The organism is Nocardiopsis alba DSM 43377, assembly GCF_000341225.1.
Lineage (GTDB): Bacteria > Actinomycetota > Actinomycetes > Streptosporangiales > Streptosporangiaceae > Nocardiopsis > Nocardiopsis alba.
The window spans coordinates 475,039-486,741 of the sequence record NZ_ANAC01000011.1 but is presented as its reverse complement, the minus strand read 5'-3'; the positions used below and the strand labels follow the sequence as shown (position 1 = coordinate 486,741).

The following is an 11,703-nucleotide window of genomic DNA, read 5'->3' as shown; positions in this document are numbered from 1 at the left end:
CATGAAGCGCGATATCCGCAACACCGTCCTGGCCCTCGCGACCTCCGGTCTGGTGATCGTGGGCTCCGCGGCCTGCTCCTCTCAAGAGGTGATCGACGCGGTGACGTCGTCCGACTCCGGACGGTCGGAGGCCTCCGATCGGACGGGAGAGGACGCGCTCATGGGACAACTGGAGTACCTCGCCCCGGGCGAGTTCGTCATCGACGGCCAGGCGTTCTTCGTCAGCGAGGAGACCCGCTATCTGGGCGGCCTCGACGTCTGCCCCGCCGAGGACGGGGTCGACGACGTCGGCTTCGGCGTCGTGGAATGCGACCTGGAGTCCTTCGAGGCCGCGGCCCAGGGGGAGGCCCCCGTCCACGTCAAGGCCGAGGCGGAGTCGGGTGAGAACGACGAGATCATCGCCGTGACGATCACCGAGTACGACAGCGAGACCCCGAACGGCTCCGGCGCGACGGACACCCCCGAGTCGGCTCCGGTCCCCGAGGACGGCGCCGCGGACGGGGCCTCCGAACTCGTGAGCGGCGACCTGGAGTACATCTCCCCCGGTGAGTACATGGTCGACGGCACGGCGTTCTACGTGGCCGAGGACACCGTGATCCACGCGGGCCTCTACGCCTGCGCCGGGGGCGTCCAGGACCCCGACACCGGCGACGTGATCTGTGACTTCGACCGGTTCGACGCCACCCTCGCGAACGGGACCGCCATCACGGCCGAGGTCGAGATCGTCGACGGCGTCGCCCTGTCGATCACCGAGTACTAGAACGTCCCTCCTCGTCGACGGGGCTCCCACCAGAAGCCCGGCGGCCCATCGGTCTCGCGAAGCGTGAGGCCGATGGGGTGCCGCGGGGTTCGGGAGGCGCACTCGATCGGACTCGACGGGGGACCGATCGAGCCCCGCCCCGAACACCGGAGAAGGCCCCGCGGGGCAGGGCCTTCTCTCGTGTCCGGGCTCTTTCCCACGGTCCGGGACCGAGCGTGTACGGCCGCACTCGCGAAAGGTGCGATAGTACGCATGACCCCCGCCCCCTTCATGACTCAGGAGTCCCCCCATGCGCCCTACCGGTCCTGGACCGTTTCTCCTCGCCGGAACCGCTCTCTCACTGGCCCTGACCGCCTGCGGCGGGATCGGAGGCGCGGACACCGAGACCGCCACGGAGGTCGACACCACCGGATTCACCTACGGTGACGTCCCCACCGAGAACCAGAGGGGCCCCTCCATCGACGAGTCGCAGATGCCGCCCGAGCCCGAACGCGGCGCTCCCCGGCACGAGATCAACGCCCACAACGCCCTGGTCAAGGTCTCGGAGATGAACTGGACCGCCGACCCCGACGCCACCTCCGAGTGCCCGCCGGACGTCGACCTCCAGGTGGAGAAGAGCTATAGCTGCGTCGTCACCTACATGGGCGAGGAGTTCGAGTACCTGGTCGAACTGGACGAGGAGCGGAGCTCGGAGAACTACGCGGCGGAGAGGGCCCGCCTGGTCACCGGACCGATCATCGTCGAGCAGCTGGAGCACACCATTCGCGTGTACAGCCTCCTGCCCTACATCGACTGCGGGTTCGAGGGCGAGGTGGCGGTCGCGGTCCTCGACGAGCATGTGAGCACCTGCACGGCCCTGGACGGCGCGACCGGTGAGACCAAGGAGTACGAGATCACCTACGGCCTGTCCGGTACGGCCGTCACCCCGCTCTGACCGCCGGGACGTCGTCCCATCGTCCTCGAAGAGGAGAAGGGGTCCGCCGACGGCGGACCCCTGACGATCGTTCGAGCACGGTCAACGGCCCGCCGCGACGGCGGCCTTCTCCCTGCGGTCGCGCAGCAGGGTGAGGACCCCGAGGGTCACGGTGGTGATCAGGCCCAGGATGGGCAGGCCGATCCAGGTGAGCCCCCACAGCATCTGTCGGGTGGAGGCGGTCTCGACCACGTGCATGGAGGCGACACCGAACTCGGTCTCGTCGTTGGAGCAGGAGAGCTTGTGGGTACCCGGCTCGACGACCGTCAGGACGTGGACCAGGTTCCACTCCTCCGCCCCGTAGGAGAAGGTCCCGGCACCGCGCATCTGGATCTCGCCCGGGGTACCGGACGGACGGTGGAACGAACACCCTCCGCCGAATGAGCGGCCGTAGACCCCGAGCTCTCCCAGGTGTTCCTCTCCGAGTTCCAGCTCGACCTCGAGGTTCTGTTCGGTCTCGGTGATGAAGTCCGGAGTGGGCTGACGTACCCAGGGGCCCAGGGCGAGGAGGACACCGAAGACCACGACCGTGGCCACCAGGGAGATCAGACTCGCGATGTATCCGCCCCGTAGACCGCGCCCCGCAGGAACATGCGGGACGGGTGGTGCTGCGGACGGCTGTGGGGGCTGGGGGGAAATAGACATGCCCGACATCATGTCAGTGAAGCGTGACAGGACGCGACGAAAACTCCGCCCCTCCGTCTCCGTCACGGGCGGCGGGGAGCGAACGGTGTGGAGGCCCACCGAAAGCCGAGGAAGGCCCCGCCCCGCGGGGCCTTCTCTCGTGTCCGGGCTCTTCTCCCACCCGCTCCCCCGCCTTGGGGGATCCTCGACCCGCTCTTTTCCCTCGTCACCGCCCCGGCGGGCCTCCTTCCTCCGCGAGGCCCCGCCTGAGCGCAACCTCACAGAACCGATCCCTCTTCGGCCCGCGCACCGGAACATAGCCTTCTCATTGGATGAGAATTTGCCCTTTTCATCCCTTTTGTCCGATCCATAGAGTGGGCCGGCCCCGAGTCCGCACCGCAGCTCGGAGCTCGCTCGGTCCGGGAAAGGGGGGGGCGCCATGTCCGCCGAAGCGACACCCGCGGATCCGGCCTCCGGCAACTCGGGGCGGACCACCGATCGCCTGCTCGGCGTACTGATGGTCTTCGCCGAGGCGGAGAGGGCCACCGCCGCGCAGGTCGCCGAGATCACCGGCATCCCGGTCAGCACCGTCTACCGAATGCTGGACCGGCTCTCCTCGACCGGGTTCGTGCAGCGTGTCGGCACCGGCCCCGACTACGGGGCGGGCCCCGTGGCGGTCCGGTTCGCCGAGAGGTACCGCAACGGCGCGCTGGAGCGCACCTCCATCGGTCCCCGACTGGAGCGGCTCTCGCACGAGTCCGGCGAACTGGCGGCCTTCATGGTGCCGGTCGGCACCGAAGCGCTGTGCGTGGACGCGGTCGAAGGGGCACGGGTGCTGCGCTGCTGCTACACCCGCGGAGCCGTGCGGCCTCTGCTGCGCGGGGCCACGGCCGAGGCACTGCTGGCCCACCTCCCCGACTCCCGACGCGAGGAGGTGTACGCCGCCTACCGCCTCCCCTCCGAACGGGTGCGGGCCCTGGAGGCCGCCCACCCCCTGGTGCGGGAACGGGGCGTGGCGATCAGCGAGAGCGCCCTCGACGAGGGCGTATGGGGCGCCAGCGCCCCTGTTCTCGACGATTCCGGCTCCCTGAGCGGGGTCGTCACCGTGATGGCCCCGGCGGCGCTGACCGAGCGCCGACGCCCCTACTACGTCCGTCTCGTCAAGGAGGCGGCGCGTGACTTGAGTGGAGGAACGATTTGAACAGGGTGGATCCCCCCGTCTGGACCGGACGCGACGACGGCCCGGGCGCCGAGCACCGGCGCTGGCACAACACGGTGCGACCGCTCGACCGCGCCGATCGGACCGGGACCGCGATCGTCGGCTTCGCCTCCGACGAGGGTGTGCGCAGGAACAAGGGCCGCACCGGTGCCGCCGAAGGCCCCGCCGCCCTGCGCCGTGCGCTCGCACCGCTCGCCCTCCACCGGGACGAGGCTCTGTACGACGCCGGAGACGTCCGTGTGGACGACGGCGATCTGGAGACCGGCCAGCGCGCGCTGGGCTCCGTGGTGGCCGAGGCCATGAGGGCCGGGCACTTCCCCATCGTGTTCGGGGGAGGCCACGAGGTCGCCTACGCGAGCTACCTGGGCCTGGACGGGGGCCTCGGGACGGACCGGACCCGCACCCTGGGCGTACTCAACATCGACGCCCACTTCGACCTGCGCGAGGAGTCCGAGCCCACCTCCGGAACACCGTTCCTTCAGATCTCCGAGGCGGAGAAGGCCCGGGGACGGGACTTCCGCTACGCCGTCGTCGGCATCAACGAGGCCGGGAACACCCCCGTGCTGTTCGACCGCGCCGACCGGCTCGGCGTCGAGTACCTCACCGACGACCGGTGCACCGCCGCCCACCTGGAGCGGGTACTCGACTTCGTCCGTTCCTTCCTCGACACGGTGGACGACGTCTACCTCACGCTCGACCTGGACGCCCTGCCCGCGTGGGTCGCGCCCGGGGTGAGCGCCCCCGCTCCGCTCGGCGTTCCGCCCGAGGTGGTGCAGGCCGTGGTCGAGGAGGTTGCCGCCTCTGGACGGCTGGCCCTCTTCGACGTGGCCGAACTCAACCCGTCCCTGGATGTGGACGGCCGGACCGCGCGCGTCGCCGCGCGCATGGTGGACCGCGTACGCGCGGGCAGAAGGCGGAGCGTATGAACATCTCCCTGGACCTGATCCAGACCACGACGCTGGCCGTCGCCCTGCTGCTCCTGGGCGAGTTCGCCCGGCGCCGTATCGGTTTCCTCCAGCGGTTCAGCATCCCCGGTCCGGTCATCGGTGGTTTCGCCTTCGCACTGGCCGTTCTGGCCCTGCGGGAGACCGGCGTGGCACAGCTGGAGCTGGACACCACGTTGCAGGACCCCGCGATGATCGCGTTCTTCACCACCATCGGTCTGGGGGCCAGTGTCAGCCTGCTCCGCAAGGGCGGCAAGCTGCTGATCGTCTATCTGCTGGCGTGCTGGACCCTGGCGATCCTCCAGAACGTCGTGGGCATCGGTATGGCCACGGCGCTGGGCCTCGACCCGGTGCTGGGCGTGATGGCCGGTGCCGTCGCCCTGGAGGGCGGCCACGGCGCCGCCGCCGCGTTCGGCCCCACCGCCGAGGCCCTGGGGACCGACGGCGCCACCGCGGTCGCGATCGCCGCGGCCACGTTCGGCCTGGTCGCCGGTGGTCTGCTGGGCGGGCCGATGGCCTCCTGGCTGATGAAGCGCCACGGAGTGAAGGTGCCGTCGGCCGCCGACACCGCCGCGACCGGAACGGTCGAGGTGGAGGAGAAGGAGGAGCCGGTCGGCTACGGCCCCCTGGTGAACACCGCCGTCCTGATCGGTGCGGTGATGGTCGCCGGGGTCGCGCTGGGCACGTGGTTCAGCGAGACGACCGGGTTCGTGCTGCCCTCGTACGTGGGCGCCATGGTGGTGGCCGCCATCGTGCGCAACGTGGGCGACCGGTTCGGCCTTCGCATGCACCAGGGCGCCCTGTCGCTGGTGTCGTCGCTGTCGCTGGGCCTGTTCCTGACCATGGCCATGATGAGTCTGAGGATCTGGGACCTGTACGCGCTGGCCCTGCCGCTGGTACTGCTCCTCGCGGTCCAGGTGATCGTCCTGCTGCTGTTCGTCGCTCTGGTGGTCTTCCGCCTGCTGGGCAAGAACTACGACGCCACGACGATGGCGGCGGGCATGGTCGGTCACGGTCTGGGCGGCACCCCCAACGCGATGGCGAACATGGACGCCTTCAACCGCCGTTTCGGGGTCCGTTCGGAGAAGGCCTTCCTGATCGTTCCGCTGGCCGGCGCGGTGTTGATCGACATCGTGGCGCTGCCGTGGATCGTGTGGTGCATCAACGCGGTGGCCTGACCGGAGACCGCCTCATGAGCGGCCCCGCGCCCTTTCCGGTGCGGGGCCGCTCCGCGTTCCCGGCCTCCCATGGTCCACCCAGATACCAGCAGGGGGTATATTCATCTCGGCCCCTCATACCTGGTAGGGGTATATGAGACCGAAGGAGACCCTTCCATGTGCACCACCTGCTCCTGCTCCACCGACTCCGCCGGTTCCACCGCCGCCACCGAGGACGCCCGGACCTATGAGGTCGAGGGGATGACCTGCGGCCACTGCGTGAACTCGGTGAGCACCGAGATCGGCAAGGTCTCCGGGGTCACCGACGTGACCGTCGACCTGGCCGAGGGTCGGGTCCGCGTCGAGGGCTCCGACTTCGGCGACGCCGAGATCCGCGCCGCCGTCGAAGAGGCCGGCTACAAGGTCGTCGGCGCCTGAGCCGCGCCGCGCTCCCGCCGTTCGCCACGTGAGCGGGAGCGCGTCCCGTCCCCGACCACCGGAGGAACGAGGTCCCGACCGGCTGAGGGGGTCAGGGGAGGCGTTCGACCAACGCGCGCAGGGCGTCGGGGCCCAGGGGTTCGCGTTCGCTCAACGCCAGTTCGACGGTGCCCTGGGCGGCGAAGCGTTCACGGACGGCGGTCAGGACCTCGTGGTCGGCGTCCCCGGGCACCTGGTTGATCACCACGGTGCCCAGACAGAACCCGGTCTCCGCCAGTTCCCGGGCCGCGCGGTCGGTCTCGGCCAGGACCATGCGGCGGGGCACCAGCACCAGACGGACCTCGGCGTCCTCACGGAGGCGTTCGGCGGCGCGTTCCAGCTTGCGGCGACGCGCGTGCAGTCGCTCCAGGAGGGGGTCGTCCTCGTTCTCCCCGGAGCCGCCGACCACCCCGACGACGAAGCGGTCCGCGTCGATGGCGCGTTCGCGTTGGCGGGCCAGCCCCTGGACCCAGGGGGTCAGCAGTTCGGGCAGGTGGAGCAGGCGTAGAAGGTGGCCGGTGGGCGCGCTGTCCACCACGAGCCGGTCCCATCGTTCGGGGACCTCCTCCATGGTGTCCATGAGCAGATCGGCCAGGGCGGACTCGGCCATGCCGGGCCCCGCCGCGGCGTGTTCCAGGTGGCGGGTGACCGCCGGCAGGATCTCGCGGGGCAGGGCGGCGGCCGCGTCGTCGCCGATCCCCCGTACACGTCGACGCAGAGCCGCGTCGGCGTCGGGTTCACGGGCCCACAGGTTCTCCGTGACCGGAACGGGGTCGTCCCCGAGGGGGAGGGCGAGGGCGTCACCGAGGGAGTGCGCCGGGTCGGTGGAGACGAGCAGGGTGCGCAGCCCCCGGTCCGCGAGGCGGAGCGCGTGGGCGGCGGCCATGGTGGTCTTGCCGACCCCGCCCTTGCCTCCGAAGAAGACGATGCGGGGCGCGGTGGGCTCGACCTTCTCGGCCGTTCTCGGCCCGCGTCGACCGAACATCAACAGCACACCCCCGGTCCACCCAGATCGTCGCGCCCCATGCGCTGGTGCCATTCGTGCAGATCGGCCACCATGTACGGGATCAGGTCGAGGGTCTCATAGGACACGGGCCCCTCCACCCCCAGGGTCTCCAGGAGCAGCAGGGCCCGCAGGGTGTCCTGCTGGGTGCGCGCCTCTCGGCGGATCTCCTGACGCCAACGAGAGGCGAAGACCGCGTCGTGGAAGGCCTCCACCCGTCTCCAGGCGTCGCGTACACGAGAGAGCGCACCCAGCGGGGTCACGTTCCTACTTCTCCTTCGTCTCGGAGGTCTCGGTCTCTTCGGCGACCTCGTCCAAGGTCTCCTCCTCGCCTCCCGGAAGGTCGCGCTGGATCCACGCCTTGCGCAGGGCGATCCCGGCCTCGACGACCAGCCAGATGGCCAGACCGAAGATGACGAAGTCGAGCGGCGCCATCAGGAACAGGTCGATCGCGGAGTCCGAGCGCAGGAACTCGATCAGGTTGACGATCAGCGCCCACGAGGTCATGAACAGCAGGAAGACCAGCGGGATCAGGATCGCGAGCGGGTTGCGCCTGCGCTTGGTCACCCACACCGCGATCACGGCGAGCGCCAGGCCCGCGGTGAGCTGGTTGGTGGTGCCGAAGAGCTGCCACAGCGTACCGAAGGCGAAGTCGCCGGGGATGAGCGCCAGGCCCAGCGGAACGACGGTGGCGACCAGGGTGGCCAGGGTGAGGTTGCGGGCCAGCGGACGGAAGCGGACGATCTCGGCGATCTCCTGGACGATGTAGCGCTGAAGGCGCACGCCGGTGTCCATGGTGGTGGCGGCGAAGCTGACCACCACGACCACGGCGAAGATGACGCCGACCTGGAGGGGGATCCCGAGGTTGGCGGCGAACTGCCCGACACCCTCGACGAAGTTCCCGGTGGCCCCGGCCGAGGCCGTGCCGAAGTCGCTGTAGATGAGGTTCCAGTCGGCCAGCGGCGACGCCGAGGCGGCGACCACGCCGGCGGTGCAGGCGAGGATGGAGCAGACCGCGAGGGTTCCCTCGCCGGCGGCGCCCAGGTATCCGACCATCCGGGTGTCGGAGGGCTTGTCGATCTGCTTGGCGGTGGTCCCGGAGGCGACGAGGCTGTGGAAGCCGGAGATCGCGCCGCAGGCCACGGTGATGAACAGCAGCGGGAACCAGGACGGGGAGTCCGAGGGGACGTCGGTGTTGATCGCGGGGGCCACGACCTTGTCCCAACCGATCAGGACTCCGAGGAAGATGACCACGAGGGCCAGCAGCATCTGGTGCAGGTTGATGTAGTCGCGCGGCTGGAGCAGCATCCACACCGGCAGTCGGGACGCCAGGAAGGCGTAGACGAACAGCAGGAGGACCCACAGCGTGTTGGGGGTCGTGCCGATCGCCTCGGCGATGCCGTCGAGCTGGATCGGGACCCGGACGCCGAGCGGGATGCACACGTACACCAGGATCAGGGCGACCAGGGAGGGCAGCAGGGCGGCCGTGCGTTTCCGGTAGACGACCTGGCCCACGCCGATGGCCAGCGGGATCGCGACCAGGATCGACAGGACCGACTCCGGGTAGGCCACGAAGAGGTTCGAGATGACCACGGCGAAGACAGCGTTGACCATGGTCAGCAGGAAGAAGATGATCACCAGGAAGAGCGTCCTGGCGCGCTTGCCGATGACCTCTCCGGTGAGGGTCCCGATGCTGCGGGCCTTGTGACGGACCGACAGCACGAGGGAACCGTAGTCGTGCACGCCGGCGGCGAACACGGTGCCGAGCAGGACCCACGCGAGCGCGGGGCCCCAGCCCCAGAACACGGCGACCGCCGGGCCGACGATGGGGGCGGCGCCGGCCACCGAGATGAAGTGGTGGCTGAAGACGACGTGACGGTTGGTGGGGACGAAGTCCACACCGTCCTTGTAGGTGTGCGCGGGGGTAACGAACCCTGGCTCCAGGGCGTACACACGGTCCGCGAGGTATCGCGAATAGTAACGGTAGCCGAGGGCGAAGACCGCTACGGACGCGAGGAGGACGAGGGCAGCGGGCATGGCCGTTGCCTACCTTTCGCATTCCGGGCCCGAATCGACGTTCTTTACCCTGGCCCTTCGCCCGGTATCACGCCGACTCGGACGATGGGTTAAAGTCACCAGAAATTAGCATGTGACTTCTCCGACTATGAAGGTCCGACCTTGAAAGACCTGATCACGGTTTGGCAGCGGTCCACCGTCGCGGAACTCTGTTGGATCTCCTCCTCCGGCCCCACAGGCGTTCCGGTGGTTCCGCTGATGTGGCGCGAGCGCCCCTGCGTCGCGCTCCCCTACTCGCTCGCGACCGCCGCCCTCACGCTCGGAGATCGTCGCGTCGCCTTCAGTGTGACCGAGGAGGGGGCAGGGGGGACCGGAGGGGTGGTCGGTGTCGGCCCGGTCGAGGTCGTCGAGGACCTGGAGGGGCGCGTCTTCGTCGACGCCCTGGTCGATCAGGAGACGCTCAAGCACCCGCCGACGCGGCTGCGGGCGAACAGCCTCCTGGCCCGCCGGGAGAACTGGTGGTGGGTACCGCGCGTGATCGTGTCGCTCGCCTCGGTGGAGGTCGAGCGGGAGACCCGTCCGCGTACACGCTCCTCCGACGCCCTCCTGGTCCGCGACCGCTCCGGCGTTCCCGAGGTCGAGGTGGTCACGGCCGACGATTGGTCGGACCAATCGGGGTCGAAGACGGCATTGTGGGCCCGAAATGGAAAGTCGTTGGAAGGGTCCGACGAACCGGCGTTCGCCTTTTCCCATCAGTACAGTCCCGATTTCGAACGTTGGGAACGTTGGTCCCGTTCGGGACGGCTCGAAGGCGAATATCTGCTGGTCGAGGAGGCGGAAGGGGCACCGGTCGGCACCGCCCCCTCCGGCCCGTTGCCGCCCTTCCGTCTCTGGGAGCGCTTCGGCAACCACCGATCGCTGGCGCGCGCCTGTCGACGGGGCATCGCCGAGGCCGAGGCCCGCCGTTCGGCCTGATCCCGGCCGCCCTTCGAGAGGTGTGGGCCCGCCCGCCCCACGGGCGGGCCCGTGCCGTCACGCCCAGGCTGCGGGGTCGGTGCCCCAGCGGCCGGCGGGGTGCCGCCAGTCCCCGGGGCCGCCTTCGTAGTGGATCGGCGGGAGGGCGTACCGCAGCCGCCCATAGGGGGACGAGGTCTCGGTCAGCCACGCCTCGGCGTCGTGGTGGCCCTCCGGCACCGGTTCCGGGACGACGTCGTGCAGCAACCAGGAGGCGGTACCGGCGAGGGAGAAACGCAGTTCGCGCCCCAGACCGTCCCCCTGCCGTTCGGTGAGCGCCCTCAGCACGCCCGCGGCCACCAGGTATCCGGTGCCGTGGTCCAGGGCCTGGGCGGGGAGGACGCCCGGTCGGCCGTCCGCGGGCGCCTCGATCGCCGCGATCCCGGTGGCGGCCTGCACGAGGCTGTCGAAGCCCCGCCGATCGGACCAGGGGCCCTCCCACCCCCAGGCGCACAGTCGGGCGACGATCAGTCCGGGGCGGCGGGAGATCAGTTCCCTCGTGGAGAGTCCGTACCGGTCGAGGGCGCCCGGGCGGTAGCCGGCCACCACCACGTCGGCGGTCTCCAGCAGCCCCTCGAGGACACCGCGGCCCTCGGCCGTGCCCAGGTCCACCAGGGTCGAGCGTTTGCCCTGGCCGGTGTCGATGTGACTGTCGGGGTCCTCCGGGGTGGCGGGCGGGTCGACCCGCAGCACGTCCGCGCCGAGGAGGGCGAGCGTCCGTGTGGCGACGGGGCCGGCGATGACCCTCGTCAGGTCCAGCACGCGCACACCGGACAGGGGGAGCGGTCCCGGCCCCAGGTGTCGTCCTCCGCTCTCTCCGAGCGTTCCGATCTCGACCAGGGGCGGGCGGTCCTCGGGAGGGGATCCGCGTTCGGGGGCGGGCGCCACGGCCACGGCCAGGCCGCCCGCCGCGTACACCCGTTCCTGGACCTCGACGGCGGACGTCTCGGCCAGCGTCGCCGCGAGTGTCTCGGGGTCGTCGTGGTCGCCGAGTTCGAGCGCCTCCGTCAGGCGCCGGCGATGGTGGGGGTAGTTGGCGTGGGTGCGCACCCAGCCGTCGGCCGTCCTCCAGAACCCGGAGAGCGGGGCGAAGGGCGTCGGCGCGCGGCCGTCGATCCGCAGATGTCGTTCGCTGATGAAGGCGGTGGCCACCGCCCCCGCGTCCACTCGGACACGCGGCGCCGGCCCGCCGTTCCGGGCCGCCGCGAGTTCCGCGGCGGCGAGGGAGCACGCTCCGACCGTCGCCCCGGCCGCCTCACGGACCGGCAGCGTCGCGGGCAGCACCGCTCCGGCGGAGACACGGGAGATCGGGACAGGGGGGTCGTCCGATCCGCCGAGTGCCCTCCAGACCCGGGCGGTCGTCTCGTCCGTCTCATGGTTCATGGGGTCATGCTCGCAGAGGGGCCGCGCGAAGGCGGAGCTCGGGGCGGATCGTCGGCGGGCACAGAGCCACCGCCTCGACCGGTGTCGAGGCGGAGGGCTCCCCCGTTCGTCCACGCTCATCGATCCGACCGGC

Annotated in this window: 12 protein-coding genes; 7 read left to right on the top strand and 5 right to left on the bottom strand. The window is 70.4% G+C overall.

Features of this window, described 5'->3' with window-relative positions; all coding sequences use genetic code 11:
* Position 1: 1 nt before the first annotated feature.
* Both D451_RS0112050 and D451_RS0112045 read left to right on the top strand, forming a co-directional pair.
* Positions 2 to 760, top strand: a complete 759-nt coding sequence (locus D451_RS0112050) for a hypothetical protein (protein ID WP_017534596.1) — start codon at positions 2 to 4, stop codon at positions 758 to 760.
* A 289-nt stretch (positions 761 to 1,049) separates the two neighbouring features.
* Positions 1,050 to 1,694 carry a hypothetical protein gene (locus tag D451_RS0112045; protein ID WP_017534595.1) on the top strand — a complete coding sequence of 215 codons (645 nt, stop codon included), beginning with the start codon at positions 1,050 to 1,052 and terminating at the stop codon, positions 1,692 to 1,694.
* A gap of 81 nt (positions 1,695 to 1,775) precedes the next feature.
* Here the strand turns inward: D451_RS0112045 and D451_RS0112040 are convergent, their stop codons facing one another.
* Positions 1,776 to 2,270 carry a hypothetical protein gene (locus tag D451_RS0112040; protein ID WP_017534594.1) on the bottom strand — a complete coding sequence of 165 codons (495 nt, stop codon included), beginning with the start codon at positions 2,268 to 2,270 and terminating at the stop codon, positions 1,776 to 1,778.
* Positions 2,271 to 2,796: 526 nt separating this feature from the next.
* Here D451_RS0112040 and D451_RS26445 point away from each other — a divergent pair.
* The 4 genes from D451_RS26445 (at position 2,797) to D451_RS26440 (ending at position 6,115) form a co-directional block, all read left to right on the top strand.
* The gene (locus tag D451_RS26445) at positions 2,797 to 3,558 is read left to right on the top strand and encodes an IclR family transcriptional regulator (protein ID WP_017534593.1); all 762 of its coding nucleotides are present in this window, start codon (positions 2,797 to 2,799) and stop codon (positions 3,556 to 3,558) included.
* 5 nt (positions 3,559 to 3,563) lie between these two features.
* Positions 3,564 to 4,502: a formimidoylglutamase gene (hutG, locus tag D451_RS0112030; RefSeq protein ID WP_241463323.1), complete on the top strand. Its 939-nt coding sequence runs from the start codon at positions 3,564 to 3,566 to the stop codon at positions 4,500 to 4,502.
* Entirely contained in the window at positions 4,499 to 5,698 is a 1,200-nt protein-coding gene (gene gltS / locus D451_RS0112025) for a sodium/glutamate symporter (protein WP_017534591.1), read from the top strand. The genes hutG and gltS overlap by 4 nt, the downstream gene beginning before the upstream one ends.
* 156 nt (positions 5,699 to 5,854) lie before the next feature.
* Positions 5,855 to 6,115 (top strand): heavy-metal-associated domain-containing protein, encoded by a 261-nt coding sequence (locus D451_RS26440; protein WP_014912668.1) that lies wholly within the window; start codon positions 5,855 to 5,857, stop codon positions 6,113 to 6,115.
* A 91-nt stretch (positions 6,116 to 6,206) separates the two neighbouring features.
* Here the strand turns inward: D451_RS26440 and D451_RS0112015 are convergent, their stop codons facing one another.
* The 3 genes from D451_RS0112015 to D451_RS0112005 are packed head-to-tail and all read right to left on the bottom strand — an operon-like array spanning position 6,207 to position 9,194.
* On the bottom strand, positions 6,207 to 7,148 hold the full coding sequence (locus tag D451_RS0112015; RefSeq protein ID WP_017534590.1) for an ArsA family ATPase: 942 nt from the start codon (positions 7,146 to 7,148) through the stop codon (positions 6,207 to 6,209).
* The gene (locus D451_RS0112010) at positions 7,139 to 7,420 is read right to left on the bottom strand and encodes a cory-CC-star protein (protein WP_014911971.1); all 282 of its coding nucleotides are present in this window, start codon (positions 7,418 to 7,420) and stop codon (positions 7,139 to 7,141) included. Before D451_RS0112010 ends, D451_RS0112015 begins: the two co-directional genes overlap by 10 nt.
* Positions 7,421 to 7,424: 4 nt before the next feature.
* Positions 7,425 to 9,194 (bottom strand): carbon starvation CstA family protein, encoded by a 1,770-nt coding sequence (locus tag D451_RS0112005; RefSeq protein WP_017534589.1) that lies wholly within the window; start codon positions 9,192 to 9,194, stop codon positions 7,425 to 7,427.
* A gap of 141 nt (positions 9,195 to 9,335) precedes the next feature.
* On the opposite strand from D451_RS0112005, the gene D451_RS0112000 reads away from it, so the two are divergent.
* Positions 9,336 to 10,148: a hypothetical protein gene (locus D451_RS0112000; RefSeq protein WP_017534588.1), complete on the top strand. Its 813-nt coding sequence runs from the start codon at positions 9,336 to 9,338 to the stop codon at positions 10,146 to 10,148.
* 57 nt (positions 10,149 to 10,205) lie between these two features.
* On the opposite strand, the gene D451_RS0111995 is transcribed toward D451_RS0112000, so the two are convergent.
* Positions 10,206 to 11,570 (bottom strand): CoA transferase, encoded by a 1,365-nt coding sequence (locus D451_RS0111995; protein WP_017534587.1) that lies wholly within the window; start codon positions 11,568 to 11,570, stop codon positions 10,206 to 10,208.
* Positions 11,571 to 11,703 lie beyond the last annotated feature (133 nt).